The 21,650-nt window shown below is 72.9% G+C and carries 21 protein-coding genes and 1 pseudogene; 9 read left to right on the top strand and 13 right to left on the bottom strand.

Going from position 1 to position 21,650, the window contains the following annotated elements:
* The first annotated feature begins 10 nt into the window (after window positions 1-10).
* The 5 genes from M8542_RS04040 to M8542_RS04020 all read left to right on the top strand — a co-directional run bounded on the left by M8542_RS04040 (window position 11) and on the right by M8542_RS04020 (window position 3,923).
* A complete protein-coding gene (locus tag M8542_RS04040; protein WP_257918624.1) occupies window positions 11-397 on the top strand; it encodes an STAS domain-containing protein in 387 nt (128 codons plus the stop codon).
* 92 nt (window positions 398-489) lie between these two features.
* A complete protein-coding gene (locus M8542_RS04035; RefSeq protein WP_257918623.1) occupies window positions 490-888 on the top strand; it encodes an ATP-binding protein in 399 nt (132 codons plus the stop codon).
* A complete protein-coding gene (locus M8542_RS04030) occupies window positions 881-2,539 on the top strand; it encodes a PP2C family protein-serine/threonine phosphatase (protein WP_257918622.1) in 1,659 nt (552 codons plus the stop codon). Before M8542_RS04035 ends, M8542_RS04030 begins: the two co-directional genes overlap by 8 nt.
* Window positions 2,536-3,579, top strand: coding sequence for a cobalamin B12-binding domain-containing protein (locus M8542_RS04025; RefSeq protein WP_257918621.1), 1,044 nt, complete (start codon window positions 2,536-2,538; stop codon window positions 3,577-3,579). The genes M8542_RS04030 and M8542_RS04025 overlap by 4 nt, the downstream gene beginning before the upstream one ends.
* Window positions 3,576-3,923: an STAS domain-containing protein gene (locus tag M8542_RS04020; RefSeq protein ID WP_257918620.1), complete on the top strand. Its 348-nt coding sequence runs from the start codon at window positions 3,576-3,578 to the stop codon at window positions 3,921-3,923. The genes M8542_RS04025 and M8542_RS04020 overlap by 4 nt, the downstream gene beginning before the upstream one ends.
* On the opposite strand, the gene M8542_RS04015 is transcribed toward M8542_RS04020, so the two are convergent.
* On the bottom strand, window positions 3,920-4,714 hold the full coding sequence (locus tag M8542_RS04015; RefSeq protein WP_257918619.1) for an MBL fold metallo-hydrolase: 795 nt from the start codon (window positions 4,712-4,714) through the stop codon (window positions 3,920-3,922). The genes M8542_RS04020 and M8542_RS04015 overlap by 4 nt on opposite strands.
* A 52-nt stretch (window positions 4,715-4,766) precedes the next feature.
* Between M8542_RS04015 and M8542_RS04010 the strand changes: the two genes are divergently transcribed.
* The gene (locus tag M8542_RS04010) at window positions 4,767-5,144 is read left to right on the top strand and encodes a MerR family transcriptional regulator (RefSeq protein ID WP_257918618.1); all 378 of its coding nucleotides are present in this window, start codon (window positions 4,767-4,769) and stop codon (window positions 5,142-5,144) included.
* Here M8542_RS04010 and M8542_RS04005 read toward each other — a convergent pair.
* Window positions 5,125-7,173 (bottom strand): MMPL family transporter, encoded by a 2,049-nt coding sequence (locus M8542_RS04005; RefSeq protein ID WP_257918617.1) that lies wholly within the window; start codon window positions 7,171-7,173, stop codon window positions 5,125-5,127. The two genes, M8542_RS04010 and M8542_RS04005, sit on opposite strands and share 20 nt — an antisense overlap.
* A 74-nt stretch (window positions 7,174-7,247) precedes the next feature.
* Between M8542_RS04005 and M8542_RS04000 the strand changes: the two genes are divergently transcribed.
* Complete coding sequence (locus M8542_RS04000; protein ID WP_257918616.1) at window positions 7,248-7,682, top strand: MarR family winged helix-turn-helix transcriptional regulator; 435 nt, start codon at window positions 7,248-7,250, stop codon at window positions 7,680-7,682.
* A gap of 269 nt (window positions 7,683-7,951) precedes the next feature.
* A complete protein-coding gene (locus M8542_RS03995; RefSeq protein ID WP_257918615.1) occupies window positions 7,952-8,383 on the top strand; it encodes a hypothetical protein in 432 nt (143 codons plus the stop codon).
* Between the two features lie 69 nt (window positions 8,384-8,452).
* Here M8542_RS03995 and M8542_RS03990 read toward each other — a convergent pair whose 3' ends face one another.
* From M8542_RS03990 to M8542_RS03950, 9 genes and pseudogenes are all read right to left on the bottom strand, one after another.
* Window positions 8,453-9,079, bottom strand: a complete 627-nt coding sequence (locus M8542_RS03990; protein ID WP_257918614.1) for a DUF4360 domain-containing protein — start codon at window positions 9,077-9,079, stop codon at window positions 8,453-8,455.
* A gap of 176 nt (window positions 9,080-9,255) precedes the next feature.
* Window positions 9,256-10,125 (bottom strand): spermidine synthase, encoded by an 870-nt coding sequence (locus M8542_RS03985; protein ID WP_257918613.1) that lies wholly within the window; start codon window positions 10,123-10,125, stop codon window positions 9,256-9,258.
* Window positions 10,125-10,484, bottom strand: a complete 360-nt coding sequence (speD, locus tag M8542_RS03980) for an adenosylmethionine decarboxylase (RefSeq protein WP_257918612.1) — start codon at window positions 10,482-10,484, stop codon at window positions 10,125-10,127. Before speD ends, M8542_RS03985 begins: the two co-directional genes overlap by 1 nt.
* Window positions 10,477-11,625: a type III PLP-dependent enzyme gene (locus M8542_RS03975; protein WP_257918611.1), complete on the bottom strand. Its 1,149-nt coding sequence runs from the start codon at window positions 11,623-11,625 to the stop codon at window positions 10,477-10,479. Before M8542_RS03975 ends, speD begins: the two co-directional genes overlap by 8 nt.
* A gap of 22 nt (window positions 11,626-11,647) precedes the next feature.
* Complete coding sequence (locus M8542_RS03970) at window positions 11,648-14,182, bottom strand: glutaminase domain-containing protein (protein WP_257918610.1); 2,535 nt, start codon at window positions 14,180-14,182, stop codon at window positions 11,648-11,650.
* Window positions 14,183-14,227: 45 nt separating this feature from the next.
* Window positions 14,228-14,698 (bottom strand): annotated as a pseudogene (locus M8542_RS03965) (MSMEG_6728 family protein); the annotation flags it as partial.
* Window positions 14,699-14,907: 209 nt separating this feature from the next.
* Complete coding sequence (locus M8542_RS03960; RefSeq protein WP_257918609.1) at window positions 14,908-15,213, bottom strand: DUF1883 domain-containing protein; 306 nt, start codon at window positions 15,211-15,213, stop codon at window positions 14,908-14,910.
* 104 nt (window positions 15,214-15,317) lie between these two features.
* Window positions 15,318-16,376: a hypothetical protein gene (locus tag M8542_RS03955; RefSeq protein WP_257918608.1), complete on the bottom strand. Its 1,059-nt coding sequence runs from the start codon at window positions 16,374-16,376 to the stop codon at window positions 15,318-15,320.
* Window positions 16,377-16,558: 182 nt separating this feature from the next.
* Window positions 16,559-17,044, bottom strand: a complete 486-nt coding sequence (locus M8542_RS03950; RefSeq protein WP_257918607.1) for a MarR family winged helix-turn-helix transcriptional regulator — start codon at window positions 17,042-17,044, stop codon at window positions 16,559-16,561.
* Between the two features lie 28 nt (window positions 17,045-17,072).
* Between M8542_RS03950 and M8542_RS03945 the strand changes: the two genes are divergently transcribed.
* A complete protein-coding gene (locus M8542_RS03945; protein ID WP_257918606.1) occupies window positions 17,073-18,518 on the top strand; it encodes a phenylacetate--CoA ligase family protein in 1,446 nt (481 codons plus the stop codon).
* Here M8542_RS03945 and M8542_RS03940 read toward each other — a convergent pair.
* Both M8542_RS03940 and M8542_RS03935 read right to left on the bottom strand, forming a co-directional pair.
* Entirely contained in the window at window positions 18,513-18,920 is a 408-nt protein-coding gene (locus M8542_RS03940) for a hypothetical protein (protein WP_257918605.1), read from the bottom strand. The two genes, M8542_RS03945 and M8542_RS03940, sit on opposite strands and share 6 nt — an antisense overlap.
* Window positions 18,921-19,046: 126 nt before the next feature.
* Window positions 19,047-21,605: a tetratricopeptide repeat protein gene (locus M8542_RS03935; RefSeq protein ID WP_257918604.1), complete on the bottom strand. Its 2,559-nt coding sequence runs from the start codon at window positions 21,603-21,605 to the stop codon at window positions 19,047-19,049.
* Between the last annotated feature and the right edge of the window lie 45 nt (window positions 21,606-21,650).

The following is a 21,650-nucleotide window of genomic DNA, read 5'->3' as shown; positions in this document are numbered from 1 at the left end:
CTGGAGTCGCATGACCACCGACGCAGCGCGGCCACGGCAGCGCCACTCGGGTGCCGGCTGGTCCCTGGAAGTCTTCGACACCGGGGACCCGCACGTCTACACACTGCGTGGCGAGTTCGACTTCGCGGTTTCCCCGAAGCTCGCCGAGCTGCTCCCGGCCGAACCCGGTGCCGCGCGGATCGTGCTGGACATGACCGGGGTCGAGTACTGCGACTCCAGCTGCCTGCAGGTCTTCCTGCGGCTCAGCGCCCGCCTGCGCGAGGCCGGCGGCCGGTTCGCGGTGGTGTCGACCGTCCATGCCGTCGTCCGCCCGATCGAGCTGCTCGGCCTCGGCGACGTGATGCCGGTGCACCCGACGATCGACGCGGCCCGCGCTTCTTGGGGCGAACCGCGATGACCACCTCCGAAACCCGTGTCGGCGAGCCTGGATCCGGGCATGAAGAAGGGGACGGCTTCCCTTCGGGGTCCGGCACGGCGGAGGAGGCGGATGTGAAACTGCGTGGGGTCCGGCACGAAATCGGCATCTCGGCCGAGCTCAGCGAGCTGGCCAAGGTCCGCCACTGGGTCCGCGCGGTCCTGTGCGACCTGCCGGCCAACGTCATCAGCACCGCGGTCATGGTGGTGGACGAGCTGACGTCCAACGCCCTGCGGCACGGCCGCGCGCCCTACCACGTCCGCCTGCTGCCGGGCGCGGCGAAGCTGCGCATCGAGGTCGATGACGCCGGGGGCGAGCCCGCCCGCCGCCGCACCCCCTCCGACCAGGGCGGCCGCGGCCTGCTGCTGGTCGAGCGCTGCGCGGCGGCGTGGGGCCAGCTGCGCCGCCCGAGCGGCAAGACCCTCTGGGCCGAGCTGGCCACCGACCCCGGCCCGGCGGGCGCCCGTGGCTGACCCGGCGCGCACCGCGCCGGCGCCCCAGGTCGCAGACGACCTGGCGGTGGCGGCCGCGCGCGGCCGCGAACCCGGCTGGGAAGCCGCCCCCACCGCGGCGATCGTCGCCGACGACTCCGGCGTCGTCCGGCTCCTCAACGCCGCCGCGCGCCGCCTTTTCCCGGCCGCCGAACCCAGCCGTCCCCTGTCCGCCACCGTGGCCGGCTGGCTGGCGCGGGCCCACGAGCACGGCTCCGCCGACGTCGTCCGCGGTGAGGTCGGCCGGCGGGTCTTCGCCGCCCACCCGGTCGCGCACGGTGACGGCGTCACCTGGTGGCTCGTCGACGAAACCGACACCCGGTCCGCCCGCGAAGCGCTGGCCCGGGAGCAGGAGCGGACCGCCTTCCTCAGCGACGCCTCCGCCGCGCTGCTCGGGTCGCTCAACCTCGAACGCTGCATGGAGGTCGCCGCCCGGCTGGCCGCGCAGCACCTCGCCGACGCCGCCCTCGTCCTGGCGCCGGCCGCCGGCGGGAACTTCCCCGCGGTCTCCTGCGTGCGCGGCGGCGAGCCCGTCCGGACCCGCCTGGAGATCGACCCCGACGACCTGCCCGGGCTCGGCGAGGCCCTGCAGGGCTTCCCACCGGTGCCTTCGCGCTGGCTCGACCCGGACGCCGCCCCCGCCTGGGTGCGGCCGGCCGGCTTCGGCGCGGCCGGGTCGATCGTCGTGACGCCGCTGCCGGGGCACGGCGTGCCCGCCGGCGCGCTGATCCTGCTGCGCCGCGACGACCGGGCGTCGTTCACCGAGCAGGAAGAGCTCTTCGCCCGGTTGTTCGCCGCGCGGGCCGGCGCGGCGATGTCGGCCGCGCGGGTGTTCGCGCTGCAGGCGTCGATCACCGACACGCTGATGCGCGAACTGCTCCCGCCGACCCTCGAACAGATCGGCGGCGTCGAGTACGCGGGCCGGTACCGGCCGGCCCGCGACGGCGAGCGCATCGGCGGCGACTTCTACGACGTGCACCCGCCGGCCACCACCGAGGGCGACGAGGCGCTGGCCGTGCTCGGCGACGTCTGCGGCAAGGGGCTCGACGCCGCCGTGCTCACCGGCAAGATCCGCACGACCCTGCGGGCGCTGCTGCCGATGGCCGGCGACCACCACCGGCTGCTGACCCTGCTCAACCGCACGCTCGCCGACCGCGGTGACGCCCGCTTCGTCACCCTCGTGCTCGCTTCGGCCCGCCGGGAAGGCGCCACCGTCCGGCTGCGCCTGACCTGCGCCGGGCACCCGCCGGCGCTGATCGTCCGCGCCGACGGCCGGGTCGAAGAGGCCGACAGCCGCGGCAGCCTGATCGGCGTGCTGCCGGAGATCGAATCGACCGGCGCCGACATCACGCTCGCGCCCGGCGAGACCTGCCTGCTCTACACCGACGGCATCGTCGAGGCGCGCGGCGGCCCGCTCGGCGACGAGATGTTCGGCGAGGACCGGCTCCGGCAGGCGCTGACCGAGTGCGCGAACATGCCCGCCGACGCCGTCGTCGAGCGGATCCAGATGCTCGCGTCGCAGTGGATCGGGCGGGGCGCCCACGACGACATGGCCGTGCTGGCGATCACGGCGCCACGCGGGCAGCACCTGGCCGCGGTCGGCGGACACGGTCGCGGGAGGTACACCGCATGAGCACCCCCACTCGCACGCCGGGCGTGGCCGAGCACGCCGACCGGCTCTGGGACGCCGTCACGACCGGCGACGAGTACGCCGCCGGCGACGTGGTCGTCCGGGCGCTCGAGGACGGCGCCGACCCGGAGAGCCTGCTGCTCGACGTGATCGGCGCGGTGCAGCGGAAGGTCGGGCTGGAGTGGGCCGCCAACCGCCTCACCGTCGCCCAGGAGCACGCGGCGACCGCGATCAACGACCGCGTCATCGCCACCTTCGGCTACGTCCTGAAGCGCCCGGAACCGCACCTGGGCCGGGTCACGGTCGCCTGCGTCGACGGCGAGTGGCACGCGATGCCCGCCCGGCTGCTCTCCGAGGTGCTGCGGCTGCGCGGGTTCGGCGTCGACTACCTCGGCGCGCAGGTGCCGGCCCAGCACCTGGTCGCCCACCTGCACCGCACCGGCCCGGACGCGGTCGCGCTGTCCGGCTCGATCGCCACCCGGCTGCCGACCGCGCACGCCACGATCACCGCGTGCCAGGCGGCGGCGACCCCGGTCATCGCCGGCGGCGCGGCCTTCGGGCCCGACGGCCGGTACGCCCGCCTGCTCGGCGCCGAAGCGTGGGCGCCGGACGCCCGCGCGGCCGCCGACCGGCTGGCCGAGCCGCTCCCCCGCCCGCACACCGGACACCAGCCGATCGACGACCTGCCGCATCTGGCCGACCAGGAGTACACGCTGGTCAGCCGCGGCTCCGGCCGGCTCGTCAAGGCGGTGCTGGCCGGCCTGGAAGAGCGGATCCCGGCCATGCGGGCCTACACCGACCTGCAGCGCCAGCACACCGCCGAGGACGTTGCGCACATCGTCGAGTTCCTGGCCACCGCGCTCTACGTCGGCGACGAAGAGCTGTTCACCGGCTTCCTGACCTGGACCGCGGGGATCCTCACCGCTCGCGGTGTCCCGGCGGCGTCCCTGGTGCCCGCGCTCGAGCTGCTCGAAGCGGAGCTGCGGGACTTCCCGCGGGCCACCGGCCTGCTCCGCGCGGCCCGGACGGGGCTGGCGGCATGACGCTGACCTGCTACTGGAGCACTCCGGACGGCGCGACGGCCCGCGTCTCGATCGTCGGCGAGCTCCAGTTCCCCACAGCCGACCGGCTGCTGCGGCTGGTGTCGGACAAGCTGGCCGGGCAGGCCGGCGTCCGGGAGGTCCGGCTCGACTGCGGCGAGCTGGCCTTCTGCGACTCCTCGGGGCTGTCCACGCTGCTGCTGGTCCACCGCGCGGTCGCCGACGCGGGCGCCCGGCTGCACCTGGACAACCGGCGGCCCGCGCTGGACAAGCTCCTCGCCCTCACCGGGACGATGACCTACCTGACCGGCGAAACCCCGGCTTCGCGGGCCCGGCTCGACTCCTAGGCGCTCAGCCGGGCCAGCTCCCACGGGTCGTGGGCGCTGAAGATCGTCACGTCGTCGCCGTGCCGCCGTACTAATTCGCGGAGCCGCGCCTGCGTGCCCAGACGCAGGTCGTGGTGGATCTCCGAGCGGGTCTGGACGACGTCGAGCACCGGGTGCGGCTCGGGCACGGCGGCGAGCTCGCGGTGGTAGTAGTACGCGTCCCCGCAGTGCAGCAGCCAGCGCGTGCCGTCGTGCACGGCGACCCCGGCGTGGCCCGCGGTGTGCCCGCCGAGGGGCACGAGCCGGACGTCGGCCGCCACGCCGGTCAGCGGCGCCGACGCGAACCCGAACCAGTCGTCGCCGGTGGGCGGCTCGTAGGTCGCCCACCGCGGGCCGTGGGCCCAGTGCGCGGGCCGGTACCGGAAGCTCGGCGCCTCGGCCAGCGCCGCGTCGCGCTCCGCGGCCAGGACGTGGACGCGAGCCGCCGGGAAGTCCGGCAGGCCGCCGCAGTGGTCGACGTCGAGGTGGGTGAGGACGACGTGCCGGACGTCTTCGGCGGCGAAGCCGAGCCGGGCGAGCTGCCGGACGGCGGTCTCCTCCTCGGCGAGCAGCGGCTGGGCCATGGTGACCCAGTCACCGCCGAGGGTGCCGTCGGGGTCGCGGACGTCGCCGAGGCCCAGGCCGGTCTCGACGAGGACGAGGCCGTCCCGCTCGGTCTCGGCGAGCAGGCAGTGGTTGACGGCGTGGGCGGATGGCAGGCCGGGGGCTTCGATCTGCCGCACGGACCCGCAGTTGAGGTGGTGGATCTTCATGCCGCCATCGTCGGACTTGAACTACGCTTCAAGTCAACCTCCGGGAGGCGCCATGACCCTGCTCGACATCGCCGAAGTCGCCGAGAAGTCCGGGCTGGCGCCGTCGGCGCTGCGGTTCTACGAGAAGCGCGGGCTCGTCGAACCGGCCGGCCGCAACGGCCTGCGCCGCACCTACCACCCGGACGTCCTGCGCCGGCTCGACCTCGTGGCCTGCGCGCGCGGCGCCGGGTTCACGATCGCCGAGATCGCGCGCTTCCTCGTCGCGACGCCGAGCGACGAGGCGCTGCGCGAGCGGATGGCGGTCAAGGCGACCGAGCTCGACGACGCGATCGACCGGCTCACCCGGATGCGCGACAGCCTCCGCCACGCCGCGACCTGCGACCACGTGCCGCTGGTCGAGTGCCCGGACTTCAAGCAGGCGATTTCCTAGCCAGCTTGGACGGCCACCAGACGTGCCGCCCGACGTCGACGGTCAGCGCCGGCACCAGCAGCGACCGCACCAGGAAGGTGTCCAGCAGGACGCCGAAGGCGACGATGAACGCGATTTGCGCGAGGAACAGGATCGGGATCACCGCCAGCGCGGAGAACGTCGCGGCGAGCACGACACCGGCCGAGGTGATCACCCCGCCGGTCAGCGACAGCCCGCGCAGCGTCCCATCGCGCGTGCCGCGGGTCAGTGCCTCCTCGCGGACGCGGGTCATCAGGAAGATGTTGTAGTCGATCCCCAGCGCCACCAGGAAGACGAACCCGAACAGCGGCACCACCGGGTCCGCGCCGGGGAAGTCCAGCAGGTGGTTGAACACCAGGGCCGACACACCCATCGTCGCGGCGAACGACAGCACCACCGTCGCGATCAGCAGCAGCGGCGCGAGCAACGACCGCAGCAGCATGGCCAGCACCAGGAAGATGACCAGCAGCACGATCGGGATGATCAGCGCGCGGTCGTGCTCCGACGTCTGCTGCGTGTCGAGCTGGATCGCCGTCGGGCCACCGACTTTCGCGTCGGCGCCGGGGATGGCGTGCACGGCTTCGCGCAGCCGGCCGACCGTCGCGACGGCCGCTTCGGAGTCCGCCGGGTCGGTCAGGACGGACAGGACCTGCACCCGGCCGTTCACGACCTTGGGCAGCGGCACCGACTCCGCGATTCCGTCCACTTTGGACGCCGCCAGCACCGCGGGCACGGCGTCCGCGTCGGCGATGGTGATCGCGGGCGCGCCGAGCCCGCCCGGGAAGTGCCGGCCGAGGATCTCCTGCCCGGTCCCGGATTCGACCTGGGTCAGGAAGACGTCGGACTGCGCGGTGCCGGACGCCTTGAGCTGCGGCAGGAACGCGACGCCGACGCCGAGCACCAGGGCCGTCACGACCCAGACCGCCCGCGGCCGGCGCCCGACCAGGCGCGCCACCCGGCCCCAGACGCCGGACGTCTCGGGGTGCGGCGACCCGAGCGCGGGCTTGAACGGCCAGAACGCGCCGCGGCCGCAGAGGGCCAGCACGGCCGGCAGGAACGTCGTCGACGCCAGCAGCGCGGCGCCGATGCCGATCGCCGCGACCGGGCCGAGGCCCTTGTTCGAGTTGAGGTCGCTGAAGAGCAGGCACAGCACGCCGAGGATCACGGTGCCCGCCGACGCGCCGATCGGTTCGAGCGTCGCGCGCCAGGCGAGTTTCAGCGCGTCGAACCGGCTCGGGGTGTCGCGCAGCTGTTCGCGGAACCTCGCGACGGTCAGCAGGGCGTAGTCGGTCGCCGCGCCGAACACGAGGATGGACAGGATGCCCTGGCTCTGGCCGTTGAGCGCGAGGACGTCGTGCTTCGCCAGCAGGTAGACGACCAGGCTGGCGAGCCCGAGCGCGAACACCGCCGAGAGCAGCACCAGGAACGGCAGCAGCGGGCTGCGGTAGACGACGATGAGGATGAGCGCGACCACGCCGCCGGCGACGAGCAGCAGGATGCCGTCGATGCCGCCGAACGCCTGCACCAGGTCGGCGATCTGCCCGGCCGGGCCGGTGACCAGCACGGTGAGCCCGGGCGGCGCGCCGGTGAGCTTCGCGCGGACCTCCTTGACGACGTCGCCGGGGTTGCCGTCGGCGAGGATCGGGACGGCCAGCTGCACGGCCTGGTCGTCGCGCGGCGCGTCCTGCGGCTTCCCGAGCGGGCCGACCACCCCCGGCACGCCCGCCAGCTCGCGCGCCTTGTCGTCGAGGAAGCGGCGGTCTTCCGCGGTGAGGCCGGCCGGGCGTTCGGCGACGACGGTCGCGGGCAGGACCTGGCGTGGGGTGAACGCCTTCTGCTCGTCGGCGACCTCGGTCGCTTCGGCCAACTGCGGCAGGAAGGCGGCGTTGTCGTTCTTGGCGACCTCGCTGAGCTTCCCGGCGAACGGGCCGCCGAACCCGCCCAGCGCGAGCCAGGCGATCACCAGGAGGGCGGGGATCAGCCAGCGGAGGCGGCGCGGCTTGTCGTTCATGGTCGCTAAGGTCCTTTCGAGCGCGAACACGCCCAATTGTTCAGCAAGCTGAACATTCTGCACGACGACCCGGAGTGACGGTGAGCACAACCCCCGAACCCGACCTGAGCAGCTGGCCGACGGGCCGGCTGCTCGCCGTGGCCGCCCGGCTGGTGGAGCACCGCTGGGCGGCGGTGCTCGACGGCATGGGCCTCACCCACGCGGGGCTGATCGCACTGCACACGCTGCGCGACGGGCCACTCCCCCAGCGGACGCTGGCCCAGCGCTGCCAGGTAACCGACCAGACGATGAGCCGCACGGTCGACCGCCTCGCCAAGGCGGGTTTCGTCACCCGGACGGCTGATCCTCGCGACGCGCGCCGGCACCTGGCCAAGCTGACCGCGCGCGGCCGGGCCGTCCACGAACGGGCGGTGCGCGAGGAACCCGCGCTGCTCGGCGTCCTCGGCGACGACGACGCTTTCCGCACCGGCCTGCTGGACTTGATCACCCGGCTGTCGGCCGGCGGTTGAGAGCGCACGGGGCTGGGTAGCTCTTCAGACATGTGGATCGCGGTGAGCACCCCAGTGGCCCTCCTGATCGCAACCGTCCTGATGGAGCGGTTCGAGCGACGATGCACGCTGACGCCGGCCGCGGAAGCCGAACGGCCACCCGTCGCCCCCTGAGCCGATCACTCTCGTGTGATCCACGTCTCACTCCACGCTGCGGAAAACCTGGCGCACCCCTCCCGGCGACTGACTGGGCAGATCCGGCCAAACCCGGGTCAAGGGAGGAGATCACCATGCGCAGCAGCAAGTCCACCCGCGCGGTGCTCGGTCTGGCCCTCGCGGCCGGACTGGTCACAGCGGCGAGCATCGGGATCGCCGGCGGCGCGTCGGCGGAACCGGGGACCACGGAGGGGACCATGACCGCGAACCACCAGGAGCCGCCGAAGGGGGCGCGGGCCACCGTCCAGGTGAGCCCGAACCCCACTTCGCGGCGCGGCCAGGAAGTGACCATCACCGGGAACTGCGGCGGCGGCACCGGGTTGAAGTCCGTGCTCGGCGGCTTCCCGGAGCACCCGGCGCTGGAGAACATCCGGATCGTCGACGCCGGTCCGGACCACTTCGTCGCCAAGGCGACGGTGGCGCAGCACATCGGCAACGGCGTCGGCCCGGTCTTCGTCGACTGCGGCGGCGAAGCGGGCGTCACCCTGCTCGTCACCCACGTCTGAGCCACGCGAACGGCCCGCTCACCGGGACGGATTCCGGTGAGCGGGCCGTGCGCCCGAATTACCGCCGAATCAGCACGTCTGCCACGCGAAGTGGTAAATCGTGTCGACGCTCGCGTGTTCGGAATCCATTTCGATGTAACTCCCGCCGGCCGAGCTGCCCGCGTCCGCGCGCAGTTCCGCATTGATGTTCAGGTTGCGGTCCTCACCGCACGGCGCGAACACCAGCTCCGCCACGTCGGTGGTGTCCACCGCTCGCCACACGCCGTGGAACGGGCCGGGGAAGGTGTGCCGCACCCGGGCGGTCGGCGACGTGCCGGCGAAGTAGTAGTTGGCCTGCTCCAGCGCGCTCGCCCCGCTCTCGATGTGCGCGAACCCGCGGTACTCCGCCTGCGCGATCGCGTAGGTGAACCCTTGCGGCACGTGGACGAGCACGTTGATCTGGCAGTTCTTCCGGGCGTCGAGCGCGGACGCGCCACCGCCGGCCTTGGCGGTGAAGTTCGTGTAGTGCACCGTGAACGACGTGTTGTCCGAAGCGACGTCGGCCGACGCGGTGGCCGTGCCGGCCGGGCAGCCCGAGCCGTTGATGGTCTTGATGTCGAGCGTGATCCGTTCGGTCGGAGCCGACGTCGCCGGGGAATCGACGGGTGCGGCGAGGGCGGACAGAATCATTCCGGCTACGACCAACATACCGAGCATGACGCTCCTCCAAATGGGCCACGGTGCCTTTTGATCACGATGATCGCGCGCGGAACGGATCGTAGCGCGATCGCAACCTTTTCGACGGCCACTGAACGGAGTAACACGACAACCCGGAGTGCGGGAAATCCATTTCCCGCTATTTCAGCTGTGCAACAGTTGACGTATTCGAAGAATCAGCCGCAAAACTGGTTCGGACCAGTATCGTGCCGGAGCGAATACGGCGGGGTGGCGCCGCCGAGCAGCGCCGCCGCGTCGAGCGTCGCCGCCCGGCTCCCCCGCTCCGCGAACCGCCGCGCGACCAGCGCGCCCGGGTCGGCCACGACGTCCGCGCGGCCGGACAGGAAAGCCCATTCGTGCTCGTCGGAGCCGAAGTACAGCACCGTGCCGAACACCTCCCGGAACCGCTGCCACGACGCGCGCAGCGTCTCGTTCCGCCAGAGCGTCGGGCAGCCCGCCTGGCAGGTCACGACCCCGCCGGGCGCCAGCAGCCGCGCGCAGCGGCCGAGGAAGTCCGTGCCGTACAAGCGGTTGTGCTGCGCGGCCGGGTCGGCGTTCTCGTCGGGCAGGTCGATCACGACGACGTCGTAGCGCTCGCCCCGGTTTTCGGCCGCGGCGAGGAACGCCCAGCCGTCCTCAAAGGACACCCGGATCGGGCCGCCGGCCCGATCGAGGTCGGCGGTCGTGTAGCCGTAGGGCAGGTGCTCGGCGCAGGCCCGCACCGCCTGCTCGTCGATGTCGACGTGGTCGACGTGCGACGCGCCCGCGTCGAGGGCCAGCTGGGAGGCGACCCCTTCGCTCGAACCGATGATCAGGACCCGTTCGACCCGGTCGGCCAGCAGGAGCGCGGGCACCATCAGCGCCTCGTGGTAGACGAGCTGGCTCGCCTCGGTGCTCTGCCGTTCCCCGTCGCAGAACAGCGAAATCCCCTGCGCGGTCTTGCCGATCAGCACCTGCTGGAACGGCGTCCGCGCGTCGAACACGACGTCGTCGACCGCCCAGACGCGAGTGAGGCCGGCGCCGACCGGCTCGTGGATCGTGGGCATCAGCGTTCTCCCCGGTGCAGGACGGACAGGTGAACCGAAGCGGCGTCCAGCGACTTCGCCAGCAGCCGCAGCGCATGCTCGGGGTCGGCACGCTCGCCGCAGGTGAAGACGTCCGCGAAGAGCGACCCGTGCTCGGGATAGGTGTGCACGGACGCGTGCGACTCTGCGAGCAGCGCGATCACCGTGGCGCCCTGCGGCACGAACCGCTTGGCCACGACGTCGACGACCGTCGCGCCCGCCTCCGTCACCGCCGCCCGCAGCAGCTCGCCCAGCCGCGCGGCGTCGTCGAGCAGGCCCGGGTCGACGCCGTGCAGCTCGGCCAGGACGTGCCGTCCGGTGAACCGGCCGACCTCAGTCATCCCCCCACCTCCCGACGCAGCAGGTGCGCAGCGGCTCGATGCCGTTGAACCCGACCGAGGCGTAGCTGGCGGTGTAGGCCCCGGTGCCGGGCAGGTCGAGCCGGTCGCCGGTCCGCAGCGAAAGCGGCAGCTCGTAGGGCGTCCGCTGGTAGAGGACGTCGTCGCCGTCGCAGGTCGGACCGGCCAGCACGACCGGCCTGCTCGGTCCGGCGTGCGGCTCGACCGGCTCGAACCGGTAGGCGATCGCCTCGTTCTCGGCCTCGGCGAGCCCGTTGTAGCGGCCGATGTCGAGGTACACCCACCGCCGCTCGCCGCGCGGCGCGACCAGCACGACCTCGGTGCGCAGCAGGCCCGCGTCGGCGACGAGCACCCGGCCCGGCTCCAGCATCAGCTCGGGGCGCTCCCCCGGGAAGTGCGTGGCGAGCGCCGACGCGATCTTCGCGGCGTACGACGTCAACGACGGGACGGCGGTCCGGTGCGCGGTCGCGAACCCGCCGCCCAGGTTGAGCCGCGTCAGCGTGACGCCCTGCGCGGCGGCTTCGGCGAACAGCTTCGCCGCGGTGGCGATGCCGATCTCCCAGGCGGCGAGGTCGGGTTGCTGCGAGCCGACGTGAAAGGCGATGCCGGGCCGCAGGCCGCCCGCGGCCGCGCGCAGCACCAGGTCCAGGGCCTCGGCGGGCTCGCAGCCGAACTTCCGGCCGAACGGCGTCACCGAGTCCGGCGCTTCGAGCACCACGCGGATCGACACGGCGGAGCCGGGCGCGTGCCGGCCCAGGTGGTCGACGTCGTCGGCGGCGTCCGAAGTGAACTCGCGGACACCACGCTCGTAGGCGTAGGCGATGTCCCGGGGCTTCTTGATCGGGTTGCCGTAGGCGAGGTCGGCCGGATCGGCGCCGCGCTCGAGGCACAGCGCGACCTCGGCGGGCCCGGCGACGTCGAAGCCGAGCCCGGCCGCCACCAGCGCGTCGAGCACCGGGGGCGCCGGGTTGGCCTTGACGGCGTAGCGGATCAGCGCGCCGGGGAAGGCCACGCGGAACTCGGCCGCGCGGGCCGCGACGACGTCGGTGTCCACGACCAGACACGGGGTCGGCGGGTCCCGCTCCTCGAGGAACCGGCGGATCCGGTGGTAGTCGGCGCACACCGGGCCAGTGTCGCAAACGGCGTCAGGCGAACCGCCACAGGTGGTCCGGTGTGCCGTTGTCGTCCCACTGGGTCACCTGGGCGCCATCCGCCGTGGACTGCTGGTCGACGGCCATCACCTTGCCGCTGCGCACGTTGACCAGCTTCGACCAGCCACCACCGGCGTCGACGATCCGCCAGTTGTGGTCCGGCGTGCCGTTGTCCTGGAACTGCTGCACGTGCGCGCCGTTGTCGAGGCTCTGGTCGTGCACGGCGAGGACCTTGCCGCTGTTGCGGTTGACGATCCGGACCGTGCCGTCACCGTTGTCGACCACCGCCCAGAGGTGGTCGGCGGTGCCGTTGTCCGACCACTGGGTGACCTCGGCGGTGTCGGCCAGCGACATGTCCGACACGGCGAGGACCTTGCCCGAGCGCTGGTTCTGCAGCTTCCGCCAGAGGGTCGTCGAGGCCGCCGGGCGGGTCAGCAGGGCCAGGTAGCCGCCGGCGACCGGGCGGGCCTGGAAGCCACGCTGGGTGGCGTCGGCGACGACGTACCAGTCGCTGAACGGCACCCGCTGCGGAGTGCTGTTCGCGTAGCTGTACACGCCTTCGACCAGGGTGTTCCGGATGTTCGGCTGGTCGGTGAGCCACGCCGCGGTCCACAGCTCCCAGTCGGCCTTCGTGTAGTTGTTGCGCGGGTCGAGCAGGACGCCGTGCGCGCCCGCGCGGCCCTGGTACCAGGCGGCCTCCTGCGCGGCGACGCCGAGCGGGACCAGGTCCAGGCCGAGCACGCGGTCGGCGAAGCCGTTGTACTTCAGGCTCCACGTGCCGGGCTGGTCGTAGGCGAGCTTGAGGTGCTGGCCGTCTTCGGCGAGGGTGACCCACTGGCTGATGTAGCCGCGGGAGGTCGAGCGGTACCGCTGCGCGTCGGCGGTGTTCCCGGTCGCGGTGGCGATGACGCCCATCGCGCCGACGCCGATGATGCCCTTCAGCGCGAGGTTGGCGCTGTGGGCGATGAAGCCGGTGAAGTCGTCGGTCTGGTTCTGGAAGCCCGGGTCGAGGGTGGCGCCGATCAGGTACTCGGCCCACTGCCGCAGGATCCGGTAGTGGGTGTTCGCGAAGGCGGCGGCGTCGGCCGCCGGGAGCCGCTGCACCAGGGCGGCGGCCATGATCAGCATGTTGGCCGACTCCTCGACCGGCATGCTCTCCTCGTTGCCGTCGTTGTGCCCGGCCGCGTCGGGGTAGTGCGCGCCGACGTCGTGCTCGGAGAACGGCATCGGCCACCCGCCGTGCTCGGCGTAGTCGAGCACGGGTTCGAGGATCAGCCGCAGGTAGTCCGGGGCCAGGTACAGGTAGCCGGGGAACGCCGGGTAGATGACGTCCACTGTGGACATGTTGCCGCTGGAGGAGATCTCCTTGAGGAAGCCCCACGGCGAGCCGCCGCGGTCGACCAGCTCGGTGCCGCCGAAGGCTTGCCGCAGTGCCAGCGCGCAGATCGCCGCGTAGTGCTCGCCGGTGCTGCCGCCGCCCGCCGCGGCGACGGCGTCGTCGTGCAGGCGCCGGTCGATCGCAGCCGCGGCCGACAGCGCGGCGGCGTGGTCGTTCGCGAACCAGACGGCCATGTCCGGCCAGCTGCCCCAGTAGTGCGTCCACCAGGGGTTCAGCGGGGTGCCGAGGTAGCGCACGGCCGGGGTGCGGACGTGCCCGATCGAGAGGGTGAAGGGCGCTGAGCTGCCGCCGGCCGGGATCGTGCCGAGGTCGGTGTTGAAGGCGAGCACCGGCCAGCGGTCGTCGATCGCGCGCGGCTGGGCGGAGTCACTGGTGTTGTTCAGGGCGCCTTGGCTCGCCGAGGCGGCACGCACGGCGGTGTCCTGCCCGATCTGCCAGGTGGTCCCGGCCGTCGGGGCGGCGAGCACGAGCGAGCCCCAGCTCGCCTGGTCGCCGTTCTCCTGGAGCACGCCCGGGCTCGCCGGGGTGCAGCTCAGGAGCGTGAAGCCGGCCGACTGCTGCCGGGTCCAGGTGACCGGGGTGGCGGTGTTGCCGTGCACCCACTCGGCGGAGGTGTCGAAGTGCAGGTCGACGGTGTGCGCGCGGCCGTCGGCGCTGGCGGCCTGGAGCGTCACGTAGCCGAAGGGGACGCACTGGCGCTGCAGGTTCGCCGGGTCGACGGGCGAGAAGAACGTGACGGTGAGGTTGACGCCGCCGCCGGTGAGGACGTAGATCGAGCGGGTGCCGGTGACCTGCAGGCTGACCTGGGTCATCGGGGTGAGCGCGGGCCCGGCCGGGAGCGCGGGTTGACCGGCGAAGACGTACGCGGCGCCGTCGATCCTCGCGAGGCCGCAGAGGGCGGTGATGTGCCCGGTCCAGAAGCTCGCCCAGGTGCCGGGCAGGTCGTCGGCGGGCTGCCAGGTGGAGAGGTAGGGCGAGCGGACGATCAGCGGGGTGGCGGGCGGCCGGATCGGGCTGAAGGTGCCCGCGGCGGCGGCCGTGCCGGGCAGCCACAGCGCGGCGGCGACGGCGGCGGAGGTGGCCCCGGCGAGCCGGAGCAGGTCACGGCGGTTCAGTTCCAGGGAGGACATCGACGGCCCCTTCCACGGCGCGTGCGAGCCGGTGCGGGACAACTTTTACATCGTTGGTACAACGTTGTAAATCCGCCGTTGGTCGGTGCGGTGCTGCTCTTGCGGACCACCGGGACCGCAGGTCCGGTGCGGTTTTCCGGCCGCGCGGCGAGGGCGGTCCGACGGCGGCCACCCGTACGGCAGGTCGGCCGGCACGCCCGGAAACCGGGCCGCGTAGTGGTCCGGGTCCTTCCGCACCAGCGCGGACTGGTGACTGCGGTGCACGGCGGCGTCCCCCAGCCAGGGCGGCAGCTCACGGGCGGCGGCGAGCTCGGCCTGCGTCCGCACGGGTTCCCCGCCGACCGACCGCGTGTACTCCTCCCCCAGCTTCACCGCGCACGTGTCCGCCGCGCCCAGCGCGCACCAGACCGCGCACACCTCGAGGCCGTAGCGGGTCAGGGCTTCCTCGTAGCCGGTCCACATCTTGGCCGCCGGGTGGTGTCGCCGGCCGTAGTCCGGGATCACCAGGGCGCGCAGGGTTACCCCGCGCCGCGCGGGGAAGACGTGCCACCGTTCTTCCCCGCGCAGCGGATCGCCGGGGCGCGGCGATCACCGCCTGAACGGCGGGTTCCGCGCACGTCGGCCACCTCGACGACACGGGTGAGATCCGCCCCGGGCACCGTGCCGATCCGGTTCCTTCGACGGCCCCGGACGCGAAATCGGGGCCTCGAAGGCCGTGCTGACCTTCACCGGGGGCCGGTGCGTCCACGAGCCATGACGGCCGGCTCCGGCTCGACGGACACCCGCGGCCGCAGGGGCAGGTTTTCCAGCCCCTCGACGTCGAGCACCAGGAACCAGTGGGCGTTCGCCGGAATGTGGATCTTGAACATCGGTGCGGTGGCCACCCCGCCGTGCATCCGGTAGTACTGCCGGCGCCGGTAAGCCTGGAAGTTGACCTCCGTCAGGAGCCTGACGTTGGCCATCGCGTCCAGGCGGACGGTGACCACCGCGTCTCTTCGCACTTTCCCGAGGTCGAACACGCTCGCATCCATTCTCGTCCCTCTTCCACGCGTGGGTTTGTGTTCGGGTGCTGCGGTCGCGGGCAGCGCGGAACGCGCCGCGGTGCGCACGACGGAGGAGAAGATCGGGACGGACCTCAGCCGGGGCCGGTGCCCGGTTCGCAGGGCCGCGTCAGCGGCGGGAAGTCCCCGTGCGACCGGAGGCGGGCCCGGGCGGCGCCGGGCTCGTGGTCGGCGGGCAGGCAGCCGGGCGGGATGGTGGGCCCGGCACCGGCGGTGAAGTCGAGCGGCGCCGGAGCGGGCGGAGCCGGCGAGGGCGACTCGAACGGCCGCGGCGCCGGACGCCGCTGGGCGACCGGGTTGCCGCTCTTTGCCTTGGTTCGCAGGATTTCCCGCACGGTCCGGGCTTGCCCCGGTGCGGCGAGGTGGGTCGGGGGTGCCACGGCGAGTTGCCGGGTGGGCTCGGATGTCGCTCGGTTGGTCGCTGCCGGCTGGGCGGGGTGGCGCGCGGGTGGTTCGGCGGTCTTCGTCACCGGCGCGACGACGGGTTCCTGGGCTGGTCGGGTCGTGGGCGGCACGACGTCGCCGACAGGGCCGACCACCGGATCGAGCACGGGCGCAATGGCTTGCCGGACGGGCTCGAGCACCGAGGCGACGGGTTTCGTCACCGTCGCGGCGATCCGGCCGATCGGCTCGATGATCGGGCTTGCCAGCCGGCCCACCGGCTCGACGATCGGGCCCACGGACCGCACCACCCGCGAAACCGGTTCGGCCACGGTTGCCACGATCCGCCCCACCGGTTCAACGGCCGAGGCCGCTACCCGGGACACCGGCTTCGCCACAATCCGGCCCACCGGCGCAACAATCGGGGGTGTCACCCGCGACACCGGCTCAACCACCCTCGCGACCACTCGCCCCACCGGCTCAACCACCGGACCCGCTACCCGCGGCACAGGCACGGAAACAGGTTTCGAAGGGCGCAAAACCGGCCCAGTCACCCGCTCCGAAACACGCCCGGCCCCCGGATCGACCGCACGAACGACATCAACAACCCCACCGATCGGCTCGCGAGGCGCCGCTTCGGCGTGTCCGGACACCAGCCACGACACCAGCCAAAGGCCCGCCACGGCCCCGGCCAGCACCAGCAGCCGACGTGTGACGGCGGCTGCGCCGTCCACGTCGCGGGCCCCGGTCACGTCGGCGCACCTCCAGATGCGAGAGCAGGTCTGGGACGTACCCCTCAACGGCCCTCGCCACTCGCGCGCTACGCGTCACGCGCGCGTTCCACTCGACCGGCCTAGTGCTTTGGTGTCAGCAAGCCTGAGTAAAGACTCCACTCGGCGGAGCGGGATCCCCCAGTCGCCGGGACCCCAGCAAATCAGGCTTCCTGAGAGCGGCGCTGGTCCGACAGCGCGCCCAGGGCCACGACGCCGTGCTGTAGTCCCTCACGGAACGTCGCGCGCTGGCCCGGGCTGAGGTCGGCCAGCAGCGCGTCCTCCACCTCGCCGACCGCCGGCGCGCAGCCGGCCAGCAGTGCGCGGCCCGCGTCCGTCAAGCCGGCCAGCAGGACGCGGCGGTTGCCCGGCTTCGGCGTCCGCGCGATCAGCCCGCGCTTCTCCAGCGCCAGCACCATCTCGTGCATCGTCTGCGGCCGCAGGAACGACCGCCGGGCCAGTTGCGCCGACGACAGCGCGCCGCTGGCTTCGAGCACCGTCAGCGCCGTGTACTGCAGCGTCGTCAGCCCGAGCGGCCGCAGCGCGTCGTCGAGCAGTGCGCGCACCGCCAGCTCCAGCCGTTTGACCAGGTAGAGGGTCAACGGCGGGGCGGTGGCCTGCTGCACGGAGGTGCTCACGCCGCCCATCATGACACGCCCCGGCGGCTATGCTCCGATCATGGACCTCGGCCGGCAGACCCGCGTGCGGCAGGCGTTCGACACCTTCTTCGGCCCACCCGGCGACACCGGCGAGCGCCACGTCCTGGATCTCTTCCACCGCACCGCGGAAACCGTGCCCGCGTACCGGAAGTTCCTCGGGGAGCACGGGATCGCGCCCGGCGACGTCGAGACGATGGCCGACTTCCGGCGGCTGCCGCTCGTCGACAAGGACAGCTACCACCGCAAGTACCCGCTGCCCGAGCTGTGTCGCGGCGGCACGTTCGACGAGCTCGACATGATCGCCGTCTCGTCCGGCTCCAGCGGCCGGCCCACCATCTGGCCGCGCGCGCTCGAAGACGAGCTGCACGTCGCGCGCCGGTTCGAACAGGTGCTGGTGAACGCGTTCGAAGCCGACCGCAAGCGCACCCTCGCCGTCGTCTGCTTCCCACTGGGCACCTGGGTCGGCGGGCTGTTCACCACCGCCTGCGTGCGGCACCTCGCCGCGAAGGGCTGCCCGATCACCGTCGTGGCGCCCGGCAACAACAAGGCCGAAATCCTGCGTGTGCTGCCGGAGCTCGCGCCGCACTTCGAGCAGGTCGTGCTGCTGGGCTACCCGCCGTTCGTCAAGGACGTCGTCGACACCGGGGTGGCCGAAGGCGTCGACTGGTCCGCTTATGCGATCAAGCTCGTGCTGGCGGGCGAAGTCTTCAGCGAACAGTGGCGTGAGCTGGTCGCGAAACGCGCCGGGATCGCCGACCCGGTCCGCGCGGTCGCGTCGCTCTACGGCACCGCCGACGCGGGTGTGCTCGGCACGGAAACCCCGACGTCGGCGGGCATCCGCCGGTTCCTGGCCGGTCACCCGGACCTCGCGCGCGAAGTCTTCGGCGACGCCAGGCTCCCCACGCTCGTGCAGTACGACCCGGCGAGCCGGTTCTTCGAGGTCCACGAAGGCACCCTCGTCTTCACCGGCGACGGCGGGATTCCGTTGATCCGCTACCACATCGCCGACGACGGCGGCCTCCTGCCGCACGCCGAGCTGCTGGACTTCTGCGCCCGCCACGGCTTCACGCCGCCGCTGGGGCCGGCGCTGCCGTTCGTGTACGTCTTCGGCCGCTCGCTGTTCACGGTGTCGTTCTTCGGCGCGAACGTCTACCCGGAGAACGTCACGGTCGGGCTGGAGCAGCCCGGCATCAGCGACACGGTGACGGGCAAGTTCGTGATCGAGTCGGTGGAGGACGCCGACCGCGACCGCCGGCTGCGCATCACGGTCGAGACAGCGCCCGGTGCGACCGCCGACGCGGGCCTGATCGCCGAATCCGTGCGCGCCGAGCTGCTGCGGCTCAACAGCGAGTTCGCGCACTACGTCCCGGCCGAGCGCCAGCTGCCGGACGTCGAGCTGCGCCCGGCGGGCGATCCCGAGTACTTCCCGGTCGGGGTGAAGCACCGCTACACGCGGCGCTCATAGGCCGGCGGCCCGGTTCACGCGCTCGGTCGGGTCCGGCGCGGCCGGGTCGCGGACGCGGTCGGTGAGCAGGAAGTCCGGGAGCTCCACGCCGTGCGCCTCGGTGAGCCGGAAGGTCCCGCCGCGGAGGCCGGGGTCCCAGCCGAGGGCCAGCGCGTGGTCGACGAGCCGCCGGACGTCGCCGGCGGCCGGGTACGAACCGTCGGTGTCCGCCGGGGTCCACCCCACGCTCGTCGCCTTCGAAAGCAGGTCGGCCTCCAGGGCCCGGCCGTTCTTGCCCGCGCCCCACACGCGGACCCGGACGCACCGGTGGACGTCGACGCCGTCGCCGCGGACGGAGCCGATGGTCGCCCGCCAGGTGTAGTCCCGGTCGCCCGCGCGCAGTTTTCGCAGCCTGGTTCGCACGCGACCCAGCCTAGGGCCGGGGTTTGGTACGGGCGCGAGTGCCGGAAACTCCCGGTGTCCGGCACTCGATCGCCCGTCTTTGCCGCACCGGGATCGCGGCCACCGGCAAGAGTACCCACTCTCGCACTAGGGCCGCAGCAGCTTGCGGAACCGCTCGCGCCGCTCGTCGGCCGACGAGCCGTCCGCGATGTCGTCGTCGAACCACGAGCACAGCGCCGTCCACAAGTCCGCGCACGCCGTGAAGTCGGCGGCCGTGGCCGGCTCCAGCTCGGCGATGTCGGCCACCAGCTGGTCGAGGCGCTGGTCGCACAGCCGGACGTACTCGCGGACCACGATGTTCGCGTCCAGGCCCGCCTTCCCGCGCGGACCAGCCGCGCCGCGGAGCTGGGCGTGCAGCCGTTCCTCGCAGTACTGCGGGAAACCCGCGATCGAGCCGGGGTAGGCCGAGTCGGCCGACCACGTGCGGAACGCGCAGATCGCCTGGTAGCGCGTGTACCAGTCCTGCTTGCCGCGGGCGAGCTCGGCGAGCTTGCGCCACGCGTCGCGGTCGGCCGCGCGCCAGCGGTCGAGGGTGCGGCTGTCGGGGTGCGGCTCGGCCGCCCGGGTCCGCCAGAAGTGCGCGCGGCAGCCGGCGATCTCCGCGACGAGCTGCCGGACGTAGCTGACCTGCTCCCAGACGTGCGCCCGCTGCGGCCGCAACGGCGCCGCGCGGTCCGGGGAGAAGGTGACCATCTCGAAGACCCGGAACAGTTCGTGCCCGCGCAGCGCGGCCAGGTCGGGGTCCTCCCCCATCACCCACGAACGGCGCTCCGGCAGCCGCCCGCTGTGGCTGATCGTCGCGGCGTGGTAGAGCTCGCGGACCGCGCGGCGGGCCACCTCGTCGCGCGCTTCGCCGAGCAGACGCGGGTTGCGCGCGCGGTCACGCAGGTCGCGTTCGCCGCGCGGGCCGACTTCGAGCATCGCGACGGCGTACACGCTCGCCGCGTTGTAGCACTCTTCCCACGAGTCGCGGGGTCCCGCCGCTTCGACGGTGTCGTCGAGCGCTTGCGGGTCCGGCGGCCAGCGCCGGTCCGGGCAGACGTCGGCCAGCCGCACCCGGCTGCCCGGGTAGGCCGGCTGGGGCTCCGGAACCGCGCCGGTGACCGGCTCGACGTCCGCCATCGCCCGCCGCACCACGGCCCAGACCAGGGACAGGTCCAGTGCGCGGTTCGTCAGCTGCCGCCAGCTGCTGCGCCAGCGCCGGCCGAACCGGCGGTAGTCCGCGATCAGCCGCTCGATTTCGTACTGCGAAAGCGCGCAGAAATACGACCGCATCTCGGCGGCGCGCTGGTTGTACTCGGCCAGCTGCTCCGGGGTCGCGTGCTGGACGACGAGCTCCGGCACCGGCACCTTCAGCACGCGGCGGTGCAGTTCGAGCCGCTTTTCCGGCGGGATCGCGTACGGCCGCACCCGCACGTCGAGGTCGACGTACCGGCGGAACCGCAGCTCCAGCGCGGCCCGCAGCTCGGCGCGGCGCAGCGCCCGCGCGTCGTCCGGGACGCCGGCGGTCGTGCGCCGCACCCACCAGGAGCCGGCCACGGAGTCGCCGTGGCCGAGCACGAGCGCGTGCCGGTAGCGGGCGATCAGCAGGGCGACGGCGCGGCCTCGGCCGGCGTGGCGTGGCTGGCGCGCGAAGTCCGGCCCGATCCACCACCGCGCGAGCGCCGGGTGGCCCCGGCTGCACAGGGTGATCACGTCGTCGTACGTCGCGAGCGCGTCGAGGTGCAGGTCGAGCTGCTCCTGCAGGGCGGCGATCTCGAGTCTGATGTAGACGTTCGACGGGTCGAGGCTGACCGCGCGGTAGTACTCGGCGAGGGCTTCGTCGTAGCGCCGGTGGATGATGAAGTGGTTGGCGCGCTGGTAGGCGTCGAACAGCTCGTACGGGATCTTCGCGTCGCGCCAGGCGGCCCAGTGGATGTTCGTCCGGACGTAGGCGCTGCGCGGGATGACGAGCGCGGCGACGGCGTTCGCGGCGCGGTGCAGCACGCGCGGCCAGTTCTCGTCCTCGATCACCAGCGGGCTGGCGGCGAAGCGCGGGACGCGCACGAGCTCCAGGATCAGCTGGTAGCGCCCGGCGGCGTTGCCCGGCCGGACGGTGCCGGTGACGGTGAACGCGGCGGGTGGCTGGGCTAGCCGGATCAGCTTCGTGGCGGCCTTCCACCAGCCGTCCGCGGCGTCGCCGGCGTGCTCGACGATCTGGATGAAGTCGTACGAGCTGCCCGCGCCCGGCACCGGGGTCGGGGTGTAGAGCCGGGATTCGTTGAGGATCCGCTTGAAGGTCGCCGTCAGCTCGACGGCGGAGTCGATTTCCCGGTCGTGGCTCGTGTCGGGGCGTTCGTCGGCGAAGAGCCGGATGTCGATCTGGTTCGCGCGGAAGGCGGCGGCTTCGAGCCGGGCCTTGCCGACGAAGTAGAGCGTGAGGACCGCGGACACCACGACGACGGAGGTCTGCAGGACGGTCCAGGTGATGACGCTGGCGACCTTCGGATCGCGGACGAACGTCCACGTCTGGAAGAACGGCAGGTACGGCACCACGGCCATGCTGACCGCGAGCAGCCCCGCCGTCACCGCCGCGAACCACCACCTGATCCGGTGAGCCTCCGGCAGTTCGGCTTGGTCGAAACCGCCGAGTCTTCGCGCGGGCACCGGCCATCACCCCCTCGTGTCGCCAGGTTACTCGCGGAGGGGGTG

The organism is Amycolatopsis iheyensis, from assembly GCF_024703995.1.
In the GTDB taxonomy this organism is placed as follows: Bacteria; Actinomycetota; Actinomycetes; order Mycobacteriales; family Pseudonocardiaceae; genus Amycolatopsis; species Amycolatopsis iheyensis.
The sequence above is the reverse complement of the archived record's forward strand: the minus strand, read 5'-3'. Positions and strand labels throughout refer to the sequence as shown.